Here is a 20,302-nt window from a genome sequence, read left to right on the forward strand (position 1 = left end):
ATGGATATCACCAACCCCTCCGACCAGCCCGCCGCCGACCAGCCCGCCTATTTTTTCGTCGGCATCGGCGGCAGCGGCATGATGCCGCTCGCGATGATCCTCGCGGGCCGCGGCGCGACCGTCGCGGGGTCGGACCGTAACCTCGACCAGGGCCGCGTCCCCGCCAAGTTCGCCGACCTCGCCGCCAAGGGCGTCGCGCTCTTCCCGCAGGACGGCAGCGGCATCGTCTCGCCCGACCAGATCGTGATCGCGTCTGCCGCGATCGAGCCGACCGTCCCCGACATGATCGCCGCTGACGCGCAGGGCTGCACGCGCTCGACGCGCGCGGCGATGCTCGCCTCGCTGTTCAACGACAGCCGCCTCCCGATCGGCGTCGCGGGCACCAGCGGCAAGTCGACCGTCACCGGCATGATCGGCTGGATCCTCCACGCCGTCGGCCGCGACCCGACCGTGATGAACGGCGCGGTGATGAAGAACTTCGCAGGGCCCGACGCCCCCTTCGCCAGCGCGCTCGTGGGTGCGGGCGACACCTTCGTGAGCGAAGTCGACGAAAGCGACGGCTCGATCGCGCAGTACGCGCCGAAGATCGCCGTGCTCAACAATGTCAGCCTCGACCACAAGTCGCTCGACGAGCTCCGCGCGCTCTTCGGCAGCTTCATCGCCAAGGCCGAGACCACGGTCGTCAACGCCAACGACCCCGACGCCGCCGCGCTCGCGTCGCGCCTCCCCCGCGGCCAGGTCACCACCTTCGCGATCGACGCCTCCGCCGACCTCCGCGCCGAGAACCTCAAGCCCGAGCCCTTCGCGATTGGCTTCGACCTCGTCTCGCGCGGCGTCCGCACGCGCGTGAAGCTCGCGGTCCCCGGCCGCCACAACGTCTCGAACGCGCTCGCCGCGATCGGCGCGGCGATGGCCGCCGACGTGTCGCTCCCCGACGCGGTCAGGGCGCTCGCGAGCTTCACCGGCCTGCGCCGCCGCTTCGACCTGGTGGGAGAGGCGAACGGCGTCGCGGTGATCGACGATTTCGGCCACAACCCCGACAAGATCGCCGCGACGCTCGACACGCTCCACGCGTTTCCCGGCCGCCTGCTGATCCTCTTCCAGCCGCACGGCTATGGCCCCTTGAAGGTCATGGGCAGCGAACTCGTCGCCACCTTCGTCGACCGGATGGCCCCCGAAGACCTGCTCGTCCTTCCCGACCCGGCCTATTACGGCGGCACCGTCACCCGCGAGGTGACGAGCGCCGACATCGTCGCCCGGATCGCCGCGGGAAGTCGCGACGCCCGCCACATCGCCGACCGCGCCGACGCCGCCGCCTTGCTGGTAGCCGAGGCGCGCCCCGGCGACCGCATCGTCGTGATGGGCGCGCGCGACGACACGCTCGGGCTGCTCGCGGCGACCATGGTCGAATCCCTCGGCGGCTGATAGGATAGCCGCACCAGCCCGTCCGGAGACCCGCCGATGTTCCGCCGCCTCTTCCTCGACCATCCCGCCACTGTCGGCGAAAGCTATGCCGAGCATTTCGGCGTCGCGGGCCGGTTCGGCGTGGCGATGATCGCCGGCGGGCTCGGCGCGCTCGTCCACGCGGTCGTCCCCGCGCTCTGCAAGACGCGCGGCAGCGACACGGTCCGCGAACTCCACCGCCAGATGGTCGCCAAACGCGGCGCGGTGGCGGCCGACCAGACGCAGATGAAGACGGTAGAATTCATCATCTGACCCCGCGCGCCCCGCGAAAGCGGGGCCCAGGACGACGGCGGCAAGCGCCGCCCTCCCCCCACCCGTCATCCTGACGAAAGTCAGGACCCAGAGCCCAGCAGCGCTGCGCCCCGAACCCTGGATCCTGTGTCAAGCCCAGGATGACGGCGATGAAGTGCAGCCCCCACCCGTCACCCGAGGGCGGTGAAGCGCCGCCCCCTCCCCACCCGTCATCCTGACGAAAGTCAGGATCCAGAGCCCAGCAGCGCTGCGCCCCGTAACCCTGGATCCTGGGTCAAGCCCAGGATGACGGCGATGAAGTGCAGCCCGCCCCACCCGTCATCTCGACGGCGGGGAAGCACCCCCATCCCCCACCCGTCATCCTGACGAAAGTCAGGATCCAGAGCCAAGCAGCGCAACCCCCGCGACTCTGGATCCTGGGTCAGGCCCAGGATGACGGCGGTGAGACGCCACCCCCTGTAAAGCCCCCTTGACTCTCACACCCGCAAATGACAAGCTCCCTTTACCAATCCGCAAGGGAGCTTTCCATGTCACGCAGTCGCGCCATCCGCCGCTACAACAGCACCGTCATCATCCTCTGCCTGCTCTACGCGGCGTTCTTGATGACCGCGATCTACGCCTTCAACCACCAGCTTGTCAGCGGCCCGCTCGCGGTCGTGGTGGCGATCCTCCCCGCGCTGCCGATCATCGGCGTGTTCGCGGCGATGGGGCGGTATCTGGTCGAGGAGACCGACGAATATATCCGCATGCTCACCGCGCGACAGAGCTTCTACGCGACCGGCTTCGCGCTCAGCGTGGCCACGATCTGGGGCTTTCTCGAATCGTTCGAGATCGTCGGCCATGTCGAATCCTTCTACATCGCGGTGCTGTGGTTCGGCGGGCTCGGCGTCGGCAGCTGCATCAACACGCTGACGATGCGCCGCGCGGTATGAAGAACCGCCTCAAAGTCCTGCGCGCCGAACGCGACTGGAGCCAAAGCGACCTCGCCGACCGCCTCGACGTCTCGCGCCAGAGCGTCAACGCGATCGAGACCGGCCGCTACGACCCCTCGCTCCCGCTCGCCTTCCGCATCGCCGAGCTGTTCGGCCTCGCGATCGAGGACATCTTCACCAGCCCGTCCGCCCCCTCTTGACCTAGCCCCGCCCGCCCGGTCTGGCTAAAGCCGTGGCATGACCGACACGCCCGCCCCGACGCCCGCTCCTGTCCCCGCTCCCGTTAAGGAACGCCCCCGCCTCGCCTATCACCACAGCGAGGGCACCGGCCCGACGATCGTCTTCCTCTCGGGCTATGGCTCGGACATGGCGGGCACCAAGGCGGTCACGCTCGAAGCCTGGGCGAAATCGCAGGGCCGCGCGTTCCTCCGCTTCGACTATGGCGGCTGCGGCCAGAGCGAGGGCGCGTTCGAGGACCAGACGCTGGTCGACTGGCGCGACGACACGATCGCGATGCTCGAGGCGCTCGGCAATGGCCCGGCGGTGCTCGTCGGCTCCTCGCTCGGCGGCTGGCTGATGCTGCTGGTGGCCAAGCTGCGTCCCGATCTGGTCGCAGCACTCATCGGCATCGCCCCCGCGCCCGACTTCACCGACTGGGGCTTCACGCCCGAGGAAAAGCTGACCTTGCTCAGCGCGGGCCGGCTCGAACGCCCCAACAGCTACGGCCCCCAGCCGACCGTCTATACGCGCGCCTTCTGGTCGTCGGGCGAGGCGAACCGGCTGATGTTCGGCTGGATCGAGGTCACCTGCCCCGTCCGCCTCCTCCAGGGCCAGCGCGACACGGAGGTGCCGTGGCTGCGCACCACCCGGCTCGCCGATCTGCTTCGTTCAGCCGATGTGCAGACGCTGCTCGTCAAGGACGGCGATCACCGCCTGTCACGCGATTCCGACATCGCGCTGATCATCCGCGCGGTCGAGGATGTGATCGCCCCGCTATGATATTGATGCTGCTTGCCCCCGCCCTGCTCACTCCCGCCCTGATCGCTCCCGCCCTGCTGCCCGCCGCGTCGCCCGCGCAGGCGACCAGCGCGTCCGCCCGCCCCCCGGCAAAGGCCGCGCCGGCCCAGGCCAGGCCGGCCAGGCCTTCGGGTCCGGTCGACAATCGTGAGGCACGGTTTTCGCGCTGCGTCACGATGATCGCGACCGATCCCGCGGCGGCGCGCGCGGAGGCGGGTCGCTGGCGGATCGCGGGCGGCGGGTACGTCGCACGGCAGTGCGCGGGCCTCGCCCTCGCCGCGGAGAAGAACTGGGGCTCGGCCGCGGACGAATTCGAGGCCGCCGCGCGCGAGGCGCAGCTCGCCAGGGACGACCGCGCCGCGAACTACTGGGCGCAGGGTGGGAATGCCTGGCTGGCGGCGGGCGACCCCGCCAAGGCACGGCTCGCGCTCGATTCGGCGCTGACCGCGGGAACGCTCGAGGGCCTGCAGCTGGGCGAGGCGCGGCTCGACCATGCGCGTGCGCTGGTGGCCGCGGGCGATCTCGACGCCGCGCGCACCGACATCGACCTCGCGCTGACGACCGCGGGCGACGATCCGCTCGCGTGGCTGCTGTCGGCGACGCTGTCGCGCCGGATGGGCAATCTGCCGCGCGCGAAGGGCGACATCGCCGAGGCGCTCAAGCGCTCCGCCGACGACGCCTCGGTCCAGCTCGAGGCGGGCAACATCGCCGCGGCGGGCGGCGACGAGGACCGCGCCCGCACCGCCTGGGCCGAAGCCGCACGCCTCGCCCCCGACACCCCCACCGCGCGCAACGCCGTCGCCGCGCTCCGCCAGTTCGACCCGCCCAAACCCTGATCCGTACGGCAGGTCGCGCCCCCCCCCACCTCCCCCACCGTCATTCCCGCGAAGGCGGGAAGCCAGACTGGCGACCCTCACGATTCTATCGTGGACGATGCGACTATGGATCCCCGCCTGCGCGAGGATGACGGGCCGGGATGACGTGTCGCCCCCTCTGGAACCTCACCCGGACGCCGCCTATCTAGCGGCGGTCCAACGGAAAAGGCCGTCCATGAAATATCTCCACACGATGATCCGGGTCACCGATCCGGCCAAGACGATCGCGTTCTTCGAGCTGCTCGGGCTGAAAGAAGCGCGTCGCATGGAAAACGAGAAGGGCCGCTTCACGCTCATCTTCCTCTCCGCGCCGGGCGACGAGTCCGCCGAGGTCGAGCTGACGCACAACTGGGATCCGGAAGAATATGGCGAAGGCCGCAATTTCGGCCATCTCGCCTACCGCGTCGACAATATCTACGACACGTGCCAGCGGCTCATGGACGCGGGCGTGACGATCAACCGCCCGCCGCGCGACGGCCACATGGCGTTCGTCCGCACCCCCGACAACATCTCGATCGAGCTGCTCCAGGACGGTCATCTCGACCCCGCCGAGCCCTGGGCGTCGATGCCCAACACCGGTCACTGGTAGGGGCCACTGGTAGGCGCGGACCGGGAGCCGCCGCGGATCGCGCCGGCGGCTCCCCCCGCTAGACTTTCGTTGCCATCGCGTCGGTACAGGTCGTGACGTGGAACACCCCGGTCTCGTCCGCCAGCGCGAGCTGGAGCGTCAGGTCGGTACGGCCCATCCGGATGTCCTCCGCGAGGATCTCGCGCACCGAGACCAGCGCCTGGCGGATCGCCGCGGTCCGGTCGGGCAGTTCGAGCCCCTCGGGGTCCTCGATCACCGCGTCTCCGATGGAGAGATGGAAGTGAAACCACGGCATTGACGATGTCCTGATCGGCGGGGTCCCGATCGGAAAGGGCGCGAGCGCCTGCGGTCCGATTGATCGCCCTACGTAGTTTCCCTTATATACGACGTCGCGAAATGCGCCTTTCCTGCGTTGTGGACTACGCCTCCTTGGCGCGGTGGTTCCATACGGGGGTTTTCCTAACCTATGTATAAGCCAGCCCGTGCCTCCTGTGATAGAGTTTTAGAAATGGGGTTCGTCTAGACATGGTCGAGGCGACTGAGAGTTTCGATGTGCTCCCGCCTCGATGCGGAGTTCATGTGGAAAGATCCACCGTTGTTACCGATCATCTGATCGCCAAGCTGTCCACGCGCGTCGCGCTGACGGACGGCGACCGTGCGACCATCGCCGACCTGCCGTTCAAGCTGCGGACGATCGCGCAGTCGACCTATATGGTGCGCGAGGGACAGCGGCCGCAGCGCTGCGCGTTCGTCATCGAGGGGTTCGCCTATCGCCAGAAGCTCACCCCCAATGGCGAGCGCGAGATCGTCTCGATCCTGATGCCCGGCGACTTCATCGACCTGCAGAACCTGTTTCTCGAGGAATCGGATCACGACGTCCAGGCGCTGACGCGGATCACCGTCGCCGAGATCGCGATCCCCGCGTTGCGCGAGGCCGTCGCGCAATGCCCGCGGATCGCAAGCGCGCTGTGGACCGAAGTGCTGATCGAGGCGTCGATCCACCGCGAGTGGCTGCTCAACATCGGCCGCCGCAACGCCAAGATGCGGCTCGCGCACCTGCTCTGCGAATATGCCGCACGGCTGCGCGCCTCGTCGATGATGACCGAGGACGACGGCTACGAGCTGCCGATGACGCAGGAGCAGATCGGCGATGCGCTCGGGCTGACCCCGGTCCATGTCAACCGCGTGCTCAAGTCGCTCGAGACCGAGGGGCTGATCACCCGCCGGAAGCGCCAGATCGGCGTCGCGGACTGGCACGCGCTGCGCGACGCCGCCGAATTCAACGAACGCTATCTCCACCTCGACCAGTTCCGCCGCTGAAGCCCGCGGCCGGGCCAAGGGCCCCGCCGCGAGACCGGCCCGCCCCCTCCGCTTGACATTTTGGTCCTTATCGACCATCTGCACCGGATCGAGGCGTAATGCAGCGTGATTGGACCTTTACGGTCTAAGCTCCGCCTCGGTCGTTTCCAACGGGCTTCCCTTTTCACGCGGGGTGTCAAAACACCACCGCCCCTCGTGCGTCCGCTTCGTGGATTCGCGAGCCCGGCATATTTGAGAGACTCTACATGTCATTTGCAAACCTCGGCCTTGCCGAGCCGCTCGTCCGTGCGCTCGAAGCCAAGGGCTATACCGAGCCGACGCCGATCCAGGCACAGTCGATCCCGATCCTGCTCGAGGGCGGCGATCTGCTCGGCATCGCGCAGACCGGCACCGGCAAGACCGCCGCGTTCGTGCTCCCCTCGATCCAGCGGCTGACCGAAAACCAGAAGCGCGTCCTGCCGACGCATTGCCGCATGCTCGTGCTCGCGCCGACGCGCGAACTCGCCAGCCAGATCGCCGACAGCGCGCGCGCCTACGGCCAGTTCAGCAAGATGTCGGTGACCACCGTGTTCGGCGGCACCAGCATCAACAAGAACCGCCAGGACCTCAGCCGCGGCGTCGACATCCTCGTCGCCACGCCGGGCCGCCTGATCGACCTGATCGAGCAGGGCTTCTGCAACCTGTCGATGATCGAGATCCTCGTGCTCGACGAAGCCGACCAGATGATGGACCTCGGCTTCATCCATGCGCTCAAGAAGATCGTCCGCATGCTCCCGAAGAAGCGCCAGACGCTCTTCTTCTCGGCGACGATGCCGGCCGCGATCCGCGACCTCGCCTCGCAGTTCCTGCTCGACCCGAAGACCGTCTCGGTCAAGCCCGCCGCGACCACCGCCGAGCGCGTCGACCAGTATGTCACCTTCTGCAACCAGTCGGAAAAGCAGGCTTTGCTGACGATCACGCTGGGTGATCCCGCGATTGACCGCGCGCTCGTCTTCACGCGTACCAAGCACGGCGCCGACCGCGTCGTGAAGCTGCTCGCGGGCAACGGCATCGCCTCGAACGCGATCCACGGCAACAAGAGCCAGGGCCAGCGCGAACGCGCACTCGGCGAATTCAAGCAGGGCAAGGTCAAGGTCCTGATCGCGACCGACATCGCCGCGCGCGGCATCGACGTCTCGGGCGTCAGCCACGTCATCAACTTCGAGCTGCCCAACGTCGCCGAGCAATATGTCCACCGCATCGGCCGCACCGCGCGTGCGGGCGCCAGCGGCATCGCCGTCGCGTTCTGCGCGGATGACGAGAAGGCGTATCTGCGCGACATCGAGCGGATCACCCGCCAGAAGGTGACGGTCCGCGCGCTGCCCGACGATTTCGTCAACCTGTCGAACCAGATCAAGCAGACGCGCGTCAAGACGATGGGCGCCGATCCCGAAGTCCGGATCGACCGTCCGCGCGATCCGGCGCGTCCGCGCGCGACGCATGCACCGCGCGCGACGGGCAGCACCGGCCGCAACTATGCGGGTGCGAGCCGTGGCGGCCAGGGCGGCGGCGGCGGTCGTCCGCAGGGCGGCGGTCGTCCGGGCGGCCAGGGCGGTGGTCGCCCGGCCGGTGGCGGCGGCGGCCGTGGCGGTCGCGGCGCCGGTCCGAGCGCCGCGCGCTAACGGACCATATCCTCCCCTCGCGGGTTTGCTGTATGCAGGGTCGCGAGGAGAAGGATCATGGACGTTTCCACTACCCCCGTCGCCGAGCGCATCGCACGCGTGCTCGCCGGCCAGCGGATCAGCGCGAATGCGGGCGGCGACGCCGAATCCGCATCGCGGCTGATCGACGATGCCTGGGCCGACTATCTGCCCGACGCGCTCGCGGTCCTGCGCACGCTGCGCGAACCCGACAAGGCCATGGCCGCCGCGGGCGACCCCGCGGTCTGGGAAGCGATGATCCTCGCGGGCATCAAGAACGCCAAACCCCAAACCGTCATCCTCTGACGCCCCCCGGTTGCACGGGGGCGGCCGCCATCCCACCCCCGTCATCCTGACGAAAGTCAGGACCCAGAGCCGCGAACGACACCGCCCGTAACCCTAGATCCCGGGTCAAGCCCAGGATGACGCAAGAAGGGCAAGCGCCGCGCGTCAAGCCCAAGGCGAAGCCACCCGCCCCACCCCCGTCATCCTGACGAAAGTCAGGATCCAGAGCCAAGAACGACACCGCGCCTAACCCTGGATCCTGGGTCAAGCCCAGGATGACGAAAAGCGGGGCGAGCACCGCGCATCAGGGCAAAGGCGAAGCCACCCGCCCCATCCCCCGTCATGCTGACGAAAGTCAGGATCCAGAACCAAGAACGACACCGCGCCTAACCCTGGATCCCGGGTCAAACCCAGGATGACGGAAGCGGGGCGAGCACCGCGCATCAGGGCGAAGGCGAAGCCACCCACCCCACCCCCCGTCATCCTGACGAAAGTCAGGACCCAGAGCCACGAACGACCCCGCGCCTAACCCTGGATCCTGGCTCAAGCCCAGGATGACGCAAGAAGGGCAAGCACCGCGCATCAGGGCCAAGGTGAAGCCACCCGCCCCACCCCCGTCATCCTGACGAAAGTCAGGATCCAGAGCCAAGAGCGACACCGCGCCTAACCCTGGATCCTGGGTCAAGCCCAGGATGACGGAAGCGGGGCGAGCACCGCGCATCAGGCTCAAGGCGAAGCCACCCACGCCACCCCCCGTCATCCTGACGAAAGTTAGGACCCAGAGCCAAAAGCGACCCCGCCCGCAACCCTGGATCCTGGGTCAAGCCCAGGATGACGGAAAGCAGGGCGATCGCCGCGCATCAGGGCCAAGGTGAAGCCACCCGCCCCACCCCCGTCATCCTGACGAAAGTCAGGATCCAGAGCCAAGAGCGACACCGGGCCTAACCCTGGATCCCGGGTCAACCCCAGGATGACGGCAGAAGCCCCCCGCCGCCTACAGCACGAACCGGCTGAGATCCGTATTCCGCGCGATCTCCTTCAGCTGACTATCCACATACGCCCCGTCGATCACCACGCTCGACCCGCCGCGATCCTCGGCATTGTAGCTGACCTCTTCGAGCAGCTTCTCCATCACCGTCTGCAACCGCCGCGCGCCGATATTCTCGACCTCGGCATTCACCTCCGCGGCGATCCGCGCGATCGCGGCAATGCCGTCCTCGGTGAAGCTGATCTCGACGCCTTCGGTCGCGATCAGCGCCTTGTACTGCAGCGGCAGCGACGCCTTCGTATCCGACAGGATCGCAACGAAATCCCCCTCGGTCAGCCCCTTCAGCTCGACGCGGATCGGCAACCGCCCCTGCAGCTCGGGCAGCAAATCGCTCGGCTTCGCCACATGGAACGCCCCGCTCGCGATGAACAGGATATGGTCCGTCTTCATCGGCCCGTATTTGGTCGCGACCGTCGTCCCCTCGATCAGCGGCAGCAGGTCGCGCTGCACGCCCTCGCGGCTCACCGACCCGCCGCGCCCGTCGCTGACCGCGATCTTGTCGATCTCGTCGAGGAACACGATCCCGTTCGCCTCGGCATCCGCCAGCGCGACGCGGCTCACCTCGTCCTGGTCGAGACGCTTGTCGGCCTCTTCCTCGACCAGCTTGTCCCACGCCGCGGTCACCGTCAGCTTGCGGCGCTTCAGCTGCTGCCCGCCGCCGAGCGACTTCATCATCTCGCCGATATTGATCATCTGCGGCGCACCGCCGGGGATCTCGAACGGCGTGGTCGGCGTCTGCTCGACCTCGATCTCGACCTCGGCGGCGTTCAGATGCCCGTCGAGGAACCTTTGCTTGAAGCTTTCGCGCGTCGCGGTGCTCGAATCCTTGCCGACCAGCGCGTCGAGCAGCCGGCCCATCGCCGCCTCCTCCGCCTTGTCCTTCACCGCGATCCGCCGGCGCTCCTTCTCCAGCCGGATCGCCTCCTCGACCAGGTCGCGCGCGATCTGCTCGACGTCGCGCCCGACATAGCCGACCTCGGTGAACTTGGTCGCCTCGACCTTGACGAACGGCGCATCGGCGAGCTTGGCGAGGCGCCGGCTGATCTCGGTCTTGCCGCACCCGGTCGGCCCGATCATCAGGATGTTCTTGGGCGTCACCTCGTCGCGCAGATCCTCGTCGAGCTGCTGGCGCCGCCACCGGTTGCGCATTGCGACCGCGACCGCGCGCTTGGCGGCGGCCTGGCCGATGATATGGGCGTCGAGCGCGGCGACGATCGCCTTGGGGGTAAGCTGGTCGTTCATGATTACTCTTCTTCGCCCCGCCCCTTCAGGGGAGGGGTTGGGGGTGGGGACTATCCGCGGGCGGAGCGCTTTATGAAGCCCCCCACCCCAACCCCTCCCCTGAAGGAGAGGGGCTTCCGGGTCTTCAACTGGTTGAGTCCATCGACTCCACCGTCAGCCGGTCATTGGTATACACGCAGAGCTCGCCCGCGATTCCCATCGCCTTGCGGCACAGTATCTCGGCATCGCTCTCATACTCGACCAGCGCACGCGCCGCGGCGAGCGCATAGTTGCCGCCCGACCCGATCGCCGCGACGCCGTTCTCGGGCTCGAGCACGTCGCCATTGCCCGTCAGGATCAGCGTCACGTCCTTGTCCGCGACGATCATCATCGCCTCGAGGTTGCGCAGGAACTTGTCGGTCCGCCAGTCCTTGGCAAGCTCGACCGCCGCGCGGAGCAACTGCCCCTGATGCTGCTCCAGCTTGCGTTCGAGCCGTTCGAACAGCGTGAAGGCATCCGCGGTCGCGCCGGCGAACCCGCCGATCACCGACCCGTCGCCGAGCCGCCGCACTTTCCGCGCATTGGGTTTCATGACGGTCTGGCCCATCGAGACCTGGCCGTCGCCGATCACGACGACCTTGCCGCCGCGCCGGACCGAAAGGATGGTGGTGCCGTGCCAGACGGGCATGGCGTGGGGATCATGTGCACTCATACCAGCGATGTAGGGTGCGCTTTCGACCACGCAACGGTTCGCTGCACCGACCCCCTGCACCACCCCCTCACCCTCCCGCTCGACTTCCCTGTCAGCGTCCCGGTTACCTTCCCCCTTCCCGTCATCCTGACGAAAGTCAGGATCCAGAGCCCCGAACGCCACGCCCGCCGCGCGGCCGCCCACCCCGCTCACCGCCGCTTCCCCCACTCACGCGCCGCGGTATACCCCAGATACCCCGTCCCGAAGAGCGCATAGAGCGGCTCGGGTATCGCGTTCAGATACGCCGACATTCCGCGCGCGATCGCCTGCGCCGCCCCCGGTCGCACCGCCGCAAGCAGCCCCACCGGGATCGCCCCCAGCAGCAACGCGTACATCACATACAGGAACCCCGGCCGCGCCCGCGTCACCCACGGATCGACAGGCATTGCCGCCCCCTCCTCAACGCCTCTCGTCATGACACCCCCCTGGAAAAGTGGCGCTTTCCGCCTCACGCCCGGTTGGCGAGCCAGCCATAGAGAAACGCCTCGTTCGCCGGCCGCCGCTCGGCGAGCGCGACATAGCGCTCGCCCTGCAACGCCTCGATCGCCTTGAGCAGCACCGCCTCGCCCCCCGCGCCGCGTCGCCTAAGGAACCCCGCCAGCGCCGCGAGCGTCCCCGGCCCGATCCGGCCATCGACGACGAGATCGGGATAATCGCTCGCCCCGCGATTGAGCGCGTTGAGCGCGCGCTGCAGGAACCCGCTCGCGACCGCCCGCCCCATATTGACCCCGGTGTCGAACAATTCGCCCGCAATAGCCGGCGCGAGTCGGCCAACCCCCTCATATCCGGGGTCAATCCAGTAAGCCTGCCGATAGATCGCGACTGCCGCCGCCCGCGGAAACACCCGCATGTCCCCCGCAAAGCCATGCGCCCGCGCCACCGCCTGCGTGATCCCGAACCGCGTCGCCCCCCCGCGATCCGCCGGATGATCGCCATAGCCTCCCTCACGATCGATCACGTCGTCGATCCGCTCGCCGATCTCCATCCCAAGTCCCCCCCGATTCGCCCATCGCGTTATAACCATATGGGTTAGCGAAAAGCAAGATCAGAGCCGTCAATGGTAAAAGACAAACCCCCCCCACCCCGTCATCCCGACGAAACCCAGGATCCAGAGCCGAACAGCGCCACCCCCCGCAACCCTGGATCCTGGGTCGAGCCCAGGATGACGGAGCAGGAAACGCGACTCCCCAACACCCCGTCATCCCGACGAAAGTCAGGACCCAGAGCCAAGCAGCGCCACCCCCCGTAACCCTGGATCCTGGGTCAGGCCCAGGATGACGGAGAAGGTAACGCAGACCCCACACCCACCCCGTCATCCTGACGAAAGTCAGGATCCAGAGCCAAGCAGCGCCACCCCCCGCAACCCTGGATCCCGGGTCAAGCCCAGGATGACGCAGCAGCAAACGCGACTCCCCCAACACCCCGTCATCCTGACGAAAGTCAGGATCCAGAGCCCCGCACACCGCCCCCTCGATCACGCCGCCAACCCGCAACCCGCTGCCGGAAATCAGCTTTCCTCCCCATCCCGCCGCGCCTGATCGAGCACCCGCTCCACCTTCGCCCGATCCGCAGCATCCCGCGCGCGCTCCGCGCTGGTCCGCCCGAACGCCGCGCGATTGACGTCCGCGGCCGCTGCCGCCGCACGGCGCGCCTTCGCCTTGCGCGCCAGTCGAAGATTGACGATCTCGCCCATGACAAATCTCCGTTCGCCGCTTGCCAGCATCCCGATCGCGCTACAGACTGCCCCGCCTATGCGCCAGATATCCCCGCCTTTCCTGCTGTTGCCCGTCCTGCTGGCCCCCGTTCTCCTGTGCCCCGCCGCGACGTCGGCGCAGTCGCTTCCCGCGGGCAACTGGGCCATCAAATCGACCGCGGTCGACCTCGAGATTCCGGGCGCCCCCGGCTTCATGCTGCGGATGATGCGCGGCAAGTCGAAGACCGAGCATAAATGCATCGCGCCCGACCAGGCGCGGACCGGCGTCGCGACACTGTTCGTGCCCCGCCCCGATGCGAAATGCACCGTCGAGCGCGCGCAGTTCGACGGCGGGCGAATCGATCATGTGATGCTGTGCCCGCAGAAAAAGGGCCCGCCGATGCGCGTCGTCCGCGCGGGCAGCTACGGCGCGAGCGGCTTCACCGCCCGGATGACGATGACCGGGCAGACCGACAAGGGCGCGATGCGGATCGTCGCGGATCAGGTCGCGACGCGCGCCGGCCCGACCTGCAAGGGCTGACCGCCGTACGCGACGCTCAAGGCGCTGTAACCGCTGCCGATAGTGTAAGGGGAACAGGCCGGGCCGGATCCGAAGCGATCCGCCAGCGGCCTGAAATTCTCTGGTCGGGGCGACAGGATTCGAACCTGCGACCCCCACACCCCCAGTGTGATGCGCTACCAGGCTGCGCTACGCCCCGACCGAGGGGCGCGCCTTATGCCGATGCCGCACGCGATGCAAGCGAATGCCGCAAAAACCGTGTCGCGACCGTGATTTTGCCGAACCGGCCGCGCGCGCTCGTCGCCGCTGCGGCTCGCTTCACCGGCGCCATACGCGGCCGCCTGCCCCGCACATCGGTTGCACGGACCCGCAACCGGTGATAGCGGCATCGCCCATGCGAGCGCGGGCGTATGGCGCCTGCCCACCAGCCAAAACGGGACTCCATGTTCATTTCCCCAGCATACGCGCAGGCCGCCGGCGAGACGGCAGCATCGGGCGGCATCGCCTCTTTCCTGAGCATCGCGCCGCTCTTCCTCGTCTTCATCGTGTTCTATTTCCTGATGATCCGTCCGCAGCAAAAGCGGATGAAGGCGCTTCAGGCGTCGGTCGCCGCGGTCAAGAAGAACGACAGCGTCGTGACCTCGGGCGGGATCATCGGCAAGGTGACCAAGGTCGAGGATAGCATCGTCGAGGTCGAGATCGCGCCGAACACGCGCGTCCGCGTCGTCAAGGCGACGCTGACCGACATCACCAGCCCGAACACGAAGCCGGCGAACGACTGATGCTGGACTTTCCCCGCTGGAAGGTCGCCTCGATCATCGGCCTGCTGGCCGTGCTCTGCGCGCTTGCGATCCCGAGCTTTTTCTCCGAATCGACGACCAGCAAGTGGGGGGCGATCCCGCATCAGCGGATCAACCTGGGTCTCGATCTGGCGGGCGGCAGCTATCTGCTGCTCGAGGCGGACACCGCCGATCTCGCGAACACGCGGATCGAGGCGATGCGCGACAGCGTCGCGGGGACGATGCGCAACGGCACGCCGCGGATCGCGATCGGCGATATTTCGGTGCGTGGCGGGCAGCTTAGCTTCCTGCTCCGCGATCCGAGCCAGGTCGATGCCGCGCGCGAGCGGCTGCTCGGGATCACCGGCGGCGGCGCCGGGATGAGCGGCCAGCGCGAATGGGACATCACCGTCGTCGACACGAGCCGGTTCGTGCTCAAGCCGACCGAGGCCGGGCTCCAGCAGGCGATCGACCGCGCGATGACGGATGCGACCGAAGTCGTTCGCCGCCGCATCGACGAACTCGGGACCAAGGAGCCGTCGATCGTCCGCCAGGGCGCGACGCGAATCGTCGTCCAGGTCCCCGGCCTGCAGGATCCGCAGGCGCTGAAAAGCCTGCTCGGCAAGACCGCCAAGCTCGAATTCAAGCTGGTCGACGAGACCGCGAACCCCGCCGACCTCGTCAAGGGCATCGCGCCCGTCGGCAGTCAGGTCCTGCCCTATCCCGGCAACCCGCAGGGGGTTCCCTTCATCGCGGTCAAGCGGTCGGTGATCATCTCGGGCGACCAGCTCGCCGATGCGCGCCAGGAATTCGAGCCGCAGACCAACGCGCCGCAGGTAGCGATCACCTTCGATGCGGTCGGCGGCCGCCGTTTCGCCAAGGTCACGCAGGAGAACACGAACAAGCCGTTCGCGATCATCCTCGACAATTCGGTCATTTCCGCGCCCAACATCAACGAGCCGATCCTTGGTGGCCGCGCCTCGATCTCGGGCAACTTCACCACCGAATCCGCCAACTCGCTCGCCATCTCGCTGCGTTCGGGCAAGCTGCCGGTGAACCTGAAGATCATCGCCGAAAGCACCGTCAGCCCCGATCTCGGCAAGGATTCGATCCGCGCGGGCGTGCTGGCGAGCATCGTCGCCGCGGTCGCGGTGATCGTGTTCATGTTCGTCACCTATGGCCGGTTCGGCCTCTATGCGAACCTCGCGGTGGTCATCAACATCCTCGTGATCGTCGCGGTCATGTCGATGCTCGGCGCGACGCTGACGCTGCCCGGCATCGCCGGCTTCGTGCTGACGATCGGTACCGCGGTCGACGCCAACGTGCTGATCAACGAGCGGATTCGCGAGGAACGCCGTCGCGGGCGCAACGTCGTCCAGGCGGTCGAGCTCGGCTATAAGGAGGCGTCGCGGACGATCTTCGAGGCCAATGTGACGCACGCGATCACCGGCGTGATCATGCTCCTGCTGGGCTCGGGCCCGGTCAAGGGCTTCGCGGTCGTGCTGCTGATCGGCATCTGCACCAGCGTGTTCACCGCGGTGACCTTCACGCGGATGTTGGTGGCGCTGTGGCTGCGCAAGAACCGTCCCTCCACGATCAATATTTGAGGCGGGAGATCATCATGCGCCTGCTGAAACTCGTACCCGACAACACCAACCTGCAGTTCGTCGCGCTCCGCAAATGGGCGTTCGGGCTGACGCTCGTCCTCTCGCTGCTGGCGATCGGACTGGTCGCGGTCCGCGGCCTCAACATGGGCGTCGACTTTGTCGGCGGCGTGCTGATGGAGGAGAATTTCGCGACCCCGCCGTCGATCGAGGCGGTACGGACCGAAGTCGACCGGCTCGGCGTCGGCGAAGCCTCGATCCAGTCGTTCAGCAATCCGCGGACGCTGTCGATCCGCCTCCCGCTGCCCGAGAGCAACGACGAAGGCGCGACCAACCGGCTGGTGAAGAAGGTCTCCGACCACCTCGCGGTCAAGTTCCCCGGCGCGACCTTCTCCAAATACGACACGATCACGGGGAAGGTCTCCGACGAGCTGATCACCCGCGGCCTGCTCGCGGTCGGGCTGTCGATCCTCGGCATCGCGCTGTTCGCGGTCGTCCGGTTCGAATGGCAGTTCGGCGTCTCGACGATCGTCGCGATCGTCCACGACCTGTTGATGACGATCGGCTTTTTCGCGTTGATGCGCGATTATTTCGAAGTCGATCTCAACATCGTCGCGGCCGTGCTGACGATTATCTCCTATTCGATCAACGACAAGATCGTGATCGACGACCGCATCCGCGAGAACATGCGCCGGTACCGGAAGATGGACATGCGCGAGATCATCGACCTTTCGGTGAACGAGACGCTGCCGCGTACCGTCATGACCTCGGTGACGATCCTGCTCGCGCTCTTCGCGATGCTGATCCTCGGCGGGCACGTCCTGCGCGGCTTCACCGCCGCGATGATCCTCGGCATCGTCGTCGGCACCTATTCGTCGATCTACGTATCGTCGTCGCTGCTCATCACGCTCGGCCTGCGCGCCGAGCCCGAGGGCCGCAAGGGCGATCAGGACGGCGCGGAGCGGGTCGGCCCGAAGGCCGGACGCTGATGCGCGCCGGGGGTCGCGCATGAGGATGGACCGCGAGAAGACCGACGGGCCGATGATCGCGGCGATCGGTCGCGCCGGGTTCAAGGTCGACGACGGCTATTATACCGCGCTGCTGATCACCCCCGAACGCGCGGACGGCTGGACCCCGCCGCCGTTCGCGGCGCTCGCGGCATCGGATATCGACGCTATCCTCGGCCTGTCCCCTGCACCGGAGTTCCTGTTGCTCGGCACCGGCACACAGCTGCGGCAGCCGTCCGCAGCGTTCCGTCGCGCGGTCGAGGCGCGCGGCATCGGGATCGAGGCAATGGACAGCCGTGCGGCGGCGCGCGCCTGGGCGGTGCTGCGCGGCGAAGGCCGGTGGATCGCCGGCGCGCTCTATCCGCTTGAACAATAAGGCCTAGGACCGCGGTCCGACCAGCCCCGCGAGATGCGCATAGAGCGCCGCGGTATTCGCCTCCCACGTAAACCGCCCCGCCACCGCGCATGTCGCGTCGGCCGCGGGCGGGTCGGCCAGCACGTCGGCGATCGCCGCGGCAAAGGCGGCGGCGTCGCGCGGCACGATCCGCCCGGCATCGCGCGACGTCACCACCTCGCCCGCGCCGCCCGCCTCGGTGATCACGATCGGCGTCCCGCACGCCAGTGCCTCGACCCACGCATTGGCGAGCCCCTCCGACGCCGATGCCAGCGCCATGACGTCCGCCGTCGCGACGAGCCGCGGAATGTCCGCATGCGCGACGCTCCCGAGCAGCCGGACCCGGTCCGCAACGCCGTGACGGGCGATCGCGGCCTCGAGCCGGGGACGGTCGCTCCCCTCCCCCGCGATGATCAACGCCACGCCGGGCAACCGCGCGACCGCCTGGATCACCACGTCATGCCCCTTGCGCGGGATCAGCGCCCCGACCGAGAGGACGAGCGGACCACGAACGCCGAGCTTCCGTTTCTCGCGCGTCCGGTCCTCGGCATCGATCGGATGAAACCGGTCGTGATCGACGCCTGTATGGTGCACCCGGATCCGATCGCCCGGCATGCCGAGCGCGATCATGTCCGCCTTCATCGCGCCGCTGACCGCAAGTAGACCGTCCGCCGCCCGCCCGGCGCCAACGACCTGCGCGCGCGTCGCGCCGGCGCATCCCCAATGATGAATATCCGCGCCGCGCGCCTTGATCGAGACGGGCACCCCGTACCGCCGTCCCAGCGCCACCGCGGCGACACCATCGGGAAAGAAGAACGACGCATCAATGACATCGAACGCGAAGTCGGTGCGAAGCGCATCCAACAGCGGGACCAGCGCGCGGACCAGCGCGGCGGCATGCCACCGCCCCTGCGTCGCCGGAATTGTCGTGAAGCGCGGCCGATCGACCTCGATCCCTCGCCACGTCTCGCGCGTCGGCAACCGCGTCAGCGGCGCGTATCGGGACAGCCGATCAAACGGTAGCGGCGGCACGCCGACCGGCGCGACGGCGCACAACTCGACGTCGTGATGCGCAGCGAGGCCGAGCGTCTGCTGCTCGACGAACACCCCGAAATTCGGCCGCGTCGCGTCGGGGAACAGGCTGGACAGGGTCAGGACGCGCAGCATGAGCCTCGGGGTAGAGCGGGTCGGTTAAGATCGCGCGAACCCGCGCGTGCTCAACCGTCCTGCGGCTCAGTGCAGCTCGACCGGTCCCGTGGCGATCACCCCGGTTTGCAGCGCATCATCGTACAGCAGCGCGCTCTCGCGCTTCACCTGATGCGACAACCGTTCCAGCATCGCCTCTGATTCGGCACGGAATTCGGTCCAGTCGGCGGGCTCGATCGTCGGCAGCCAGCGTCCGATGTACACGCGCCAGTCGCGCCGCAGCGCGGCCAGTTCGGCCGCCATCCGCTCGACCGTCTCGGGGGCATAGTCGGCCTCGGTCGCCAGCGCGCTGAGGTCGACGATATCGTCCTCGACGCCGAGATGATCCGCGACCAGCACGGCCAGATCCACCAGCTTGCGCGACGCCGCCGCGCAGTTCCGGTGGCGCCGCTGGAGCAATGCGACCAGGTCCACGCATCGTTCGGCGATCCGGTCGTGATCGTCGATCAGCCGGCTCCAGGACGCGCGATCCTCGCGGTCGGCGGCATATCCTTGTGACGCAACATCCATCTCTTGCTCCTCTCGTCACGTCGTACCGGGCCGCCGACTGCGCGCCGATCAGTCCCGATACGCGCTGGTAATCGCTTCGACTTCGGCCGGATCACCCATGATCAGGCCGATACGCTGGTGCAGGCTGCTGGGCTCGATCGACAGGATGCGCTGTTCGCCATCGGTCGCGGCACCGCCGGCCTGCTCCATCAGCATCGCCATCGGGTTGCCCTCGTACATCAGCCGCAGCTTGCCGACCTTGCCCGGCTGGCGAACGTCGCGCGGGTACAGGAAGACGCCGCCGCGCTTGAGAATCCGGTGCGCGTCGGCGACCATCGATCCGGTCCAGCGCATGTTGTAATCCTTGCCGAGCGGCCCTTCGGCGCCCGCGACGCGATCGTCGATGAACTGCGTGACCTCGGCCGACCATTGCCGCGCGTTCGACGTGTTGATGGCGAACTCGCGCTTGCCGCCGGGCATGCGGATGTTGGTATCCGTCATGACCCATGACCCGACCTCTCGATCGAGCGTGAACTCGTGGACGCCCGCGCCGACGGTCAGCACCAGGATCGTCTGCGGCCCGTACACCGCATAGCCGGCCGCGACCTGAGTCTGCCCCGCCTGGAGGAAATCATTCTCGGTCACGTCGGCACCCGACGCGGTCTCGGCCGCGCGCAGCACCGAAAAGATCGTGCCGACCGAGAGATCGACGTCGATGTTGCTCGACCCGTCGATCGGATCGAACAGCAGCAGATATTCGCCCTTGGGATAGCGGTTGGGGACGAGGTGGATCGTCTCCATCTCCTCCGACGCCATCGCCGCGAGATGGCCGCCCCACTCGTTCGCCTCGAGCAGCATCTCGTTGGCGATCACGTCGAGCTTCTTCTGCACCTCGCCCTGGACGTTCTCGCTGTCGAGGCTGCCCAGCACGTTGCCGAGCGCACCCTTGCCGATCGCATGGCTGATCGCCTTGCACGACCGCGCGACGACCTCGATCAGGAGGCGCAGCTGGGGTTGCAGCGTGCCGGCTTCGCGTTGCTGTTCGATCAGAAACTGGGTCAGCGTCTTGCGCTTCATGGGGCGGGATACCTTCGACCGGAATGGAGAAAACGGGGTTAGCCAAGCCGGTCCCGCTATACCATAGGAGAGAAATACCCCATTCGGCCGAACGATCCCG

General features: G+C 67.7%; 23 protein-coding genes, 1 tRNA gene and 1 pseudogene. 15 read left to right on the plus strand and 10 right to left on the minus strand.

Features of this window, described 5'->3' with window-relative positions:
• The 7 genes from ASE72_RS04300 (at position 1) to ASE72_RS04330 (ending at position 5,129) form a co-directional block, all read left to right on the plus strand.
• Positions 1–1,425 (plus strand): UDP-N-acetylmuramate--L-alanine ligase, encoded by a 1,425-nt coding sequence (locus ASE72_RS04300; RefSeq protein WP_056017065.1) that lies wholly within the window; start codon positions 1–3, stop codon positions 1,423–1,425.
• A gap of 36 nt (positions 1,426–1,461) precedes the next feature.
• Entirely contained in the window at positions 1,462–1,716 is a 255-nt protein-coding gene (locus tag ASE72_RS04305) for a DUF6356 family protein (protein WP_056017068.1), read from the plus strand.
• A gap of 527 nt (positions 1,717–2,243) precedes the next feature.
• Positions 2,244–2,648, plus strand: coding sequence for a hypothetical protein (locus ASE72_RS04310; RefSeq protein ID WP_056017072.1), 405 nt, complete (start codon positions 2,244–2,246; stop codon positions 2,646–2,648).
• A complete protein-coding gene (locus ASE72_RS04315) occupies positions 2,645–2,848 on the plus strand; it encodes a helix-turn-helix transcriptional regulator (RefSeq protein WP_056017075.1) in 204 nt (67 codons plus the stop codon). The genes ASE72_RS04310 and ASE72_RS04315 overlap by 4 nt, the downstream gene beginning before the upstream one ends.
• Before the next feature lie 37 nt (positions 2,849–2,885).
• On the plus strand, positions 2,886–3,647 hold the full coding sequence (locus tag ASE72_RS04320; protein ID WP_056017078.1) for an alpha/beta fold hydrolase: 762 nt from the start codon (positions 2,886–2,888) through the stop codon (positions 3,645–3,647).
• A 5-nt stretch (positions 3,648–3,652) separates the two neighbouring features.
• A complete protein-coding gene (locus ASE72_RS04325; RefSeq protein WP_235532224.1) occupies positions 3,653–4,501 on the plus strand; it encodes a hypothetical protein in 849 nt (282 codons plus the stop codon).
• A gap of 214 nt (positions 4,502–4,715) precedes the next feature.
• Positions 4,716–5,129, plus strand: a complete 414-nt coding sequence (locus ASE72_RS04330) for a VOC family protein (RefSeq protein WP_056017081.1) — start codon at positions 4,716–4,718, stop codon at positions 5,127–5,129.
• A 58-nt stretch (positions 5,130–5,187) separates the two neighbouring features.
• Here ASE72_RS04330 and ASE72_RS04335 read toward each other — a convergent pair whose 3' ends face one another.
• Positions 5,188–5,424 (minus strand): DUF6894 family protein, encoded by a 237-nt coding sequence (locus ASE72_RS04335; protein ID WP_056017084.1) that lies wholly within the window; start codon positions 5,422–5,424, stop codon positions 5,188–5,190.
• 284 nt (positions 5,425–5,708) lie between these two features.
• On the opposite strand from ASE72_RS04335, the gene ASE72_RS04340 reads away from it, so the two are divergent.
• The 3 genes from ASE72_RS04340 to ASE72_RS04350 all read left to right on the plus strand — a co-directional run bounded on the left by ASE72_RS04340 (position 5,709) and on the right by ASE72_RS04350 (position 8,434).
• On the plus strand, positions 5,709–6,449 hold the full coding sequence (locus tag ASE72_RS04340; RefSeq protein WP_056017087.1) for a Crp/Fnr family transcriptional regulator: 741 nt from the start codon (positions 5,709–5,711) through the stop codon (positions 6,447–6,449).
• A gap of 245 nt (positions 6,450–6,694) precedes the next feature.
• A complete protein-coding gene (locus ASE72_RS04345) occupies positions 6,695–8,110 on the plus strand; it encodes a DEAD/DEAH box helicase (RefSeq protein WP_056017090.1) in 1,416 nt (471 codons plus the stop codon).
• A 57-nt stretch (positions 8,111–8,167) separates the two neighbouring features.
• Entirely contained in the window at positions 8,168–8,434 is a 267-nt protein-coding gene (locus ASE72_RS04350; protein ID WP_056017092.1) for a hypothetical protein, read from the plus strand.
• A gap of 973 nt (positions 8,435–9,407) precedes the next feature.
• Here ASE72_RS04350 and hslU read toward each other — a convergent pair.
• The 5 genes and pseudogenes from hslU to ASE72_RS04380 form a co-directional block, all read right to left on the minus strand.
• Complete coding sequence (hslU, locus tag ASE72_RS04360) at positions 9,408–10,703, minus strand: ATP-dependent protease ATPase subunit HslU (protein ID WP_056017095.1); 1,296 nt, start codon at positions 10,701–10,703, stop codon at positions 9,408–9,410.
• 124 nt (positions 10,704–10,827) lie between these two features.
• Positions 10,828–11,370, minus strand: coding sequence for an ATP-dependent protease subunit HslV (hslV, locus tag ASE72_RS04365; RefSeq protein WP_082445779.1), 543 nt, complete (start codon positions 11,368–11,370; stop codon positions 10,828–10,830).
• A gap of 212 nt (positions 11,371–11,582) precedes the next feature.
• Positions 11,583–11,822 (minus strand): annotated as a pseudogene (locus ASE72_RS04370) (3TM-type holin); the annotation flags it as partial.
• 59 nt (positions 11,823–11,881) lie between these two features.
• Complete coding sequence (locus tag ASE72_RS04375) at positions 11,882–12,418, minus strand: glycoside hydrolase family 108 protein (RefSeq protein WP_056017105.1); 537 nt, start codon at positions 12,416–12,418, stop codon at positions 11,882–11,884.
• 522 nt (positions 12,419–12,940) lie between these two features.
• Entirely contained in the window at positions 12,941–13,126 is a 186-nt protein-coding gene (locus ASE72_RS04380; protein ID WP_056017108.1) for a DUF4169 family protein, read from the minus strand.
• On the opposite strand from ASE72_RS04380, the gene ASE72_RS04385 reads away from it, so the two are divergent.
• On the plus strand, positions 13,125–13,667 hold the full coding sequence (locus tag ASE72_RS04385) for a DUF3617 domain-containing protein (protein WP_235532225.1): 543 nt from the start codon (positions 13,125–13,127) through the stop codon (positions 13,665–13,667). The genes ASE72_RS04380 and ASE72_RS04385 overlap by 2 nt on opposite strands.
• Before the next feature lie 101 nt (positions 13,668–13,768).
• On the opposite strand, the gene ASE72_RS04390 is transcribed toward ASE72_RS04385, so the two are convergent.
• Positions 13,769–13,845: transfer RNA gene (locus tag ASE72_RS04390), tRNA-Pro, on the minus strand.
• 244 nt (positions 13,846–14,089) lie between these two features.
• On the opposite strand from ASE72_RS04390, the gene yajC reads away from it, so the two are divergent.
• From yajC to ASE72_RS04410, 4 genes are read left to right on the plus strand one after another with little or no spacing between them, the layout of a single operon-like run.
• The gene (gene yajC / locus ASE72_RS04395; protein ID WP_056017111.1) at positions 14,090–14,428 is read left to right on the plus strand and encodes a preprotein translocase subunit YajC; all 339 of its coding nucleotides are present in this window, start codon (positions 14,090–14,092) and stop codon (positions 14,426–14,428) included.
• Positions 14,428–16,032: a protein translocase subunit SecD gene (secD, locus tag ASE72_RS04400; protein ID WP_056017114.1), complete on the plus strand. Its 1,605-nt coding sequence runs from the start codon at positions 14,428–14,430 to the stop codon at positions 16,030–16,032. The genes yajC and secD overlap by 1 nt, the downstream gene beginning before the upstream one ends.
• Before the next feature lie 14 nt (positions 16,033–16,046).
• A complete protein-coding gene (secF, locus tag ASE72_RS04405; protein ID WP_056017118.1) occupies positions 16,047–17,018 on the plus strand; it encodes a protein translocase subunit SecF in 972 nt (323 codons plus the stop codon).
• Between the two features lie 19 nt (positions 17,019–17,037).
• A complete protein-coding gene (locus ASE72_RS04410) occupies positions 17,038–17,412 on the plus strand; it encodes an MTH938/NDUFAF3 family protein (protein WP_056017120.1) in 375 nt (124 codons plus the stop codon).
• A gap of 3 nt (positions 17,413–17,415) precedes the next feature.
• Here ASE72_RS04410 and ASE72_RS04415 read toward each other — a convergent pair whose 3' ends face one another.
• The 3 genes from ASE72_RS04415 to ASE72_RS04425 form a co-directional block, all read right to left on the minus strand.
• Positions 17,416–18,597, minus strand: a complete 1,182-nt coding sequence (locus ASE72_RS04415) for a glycosyltransferase (RefSeq protein ID WP_056017123.1) — start codon at positions 18,595–18,597, stop codon at positions 17,416–17,418.
• A 66-nt stretch (positions 18,598–18,663) separates the two neighbouring features.
• Entirely contained in the window at positions 18,664–19,146 is a 483-nt protein-coding gene (locus ASE72_RS04420; protein ID WP_056017126.1) for a hemerythrin domain-containing protein, read from the minus strand.
• Positions 19,147–19,194: 48 nt separating this feature from the next.
• Positions 19,195–20,202 carry a class 1 fructose-bisphosphatase gene (locus ASE72_RS04425; RefSeq protein ID WP_056017129.1) on the minus strand — a complete coding sequence of 336 codons (1,008 nt, stop codon included), beginning with the start codon at positions 20,200–20,202 and terminating at the stop codon, positions 19,195–19,197.
• Positions 20,203–20,302: the final 100 nt, after the last annotated feature.

Source organism: Sphingomonas sp. Leaf20, assembly GCF_001421535.1.
Classification (GTDB): domain Bacteria; phylum Pseudomonadota; class Alphaproteobacteria; order Sphingomonadales; family Sphingomonadaceae; genus Sphingomonas.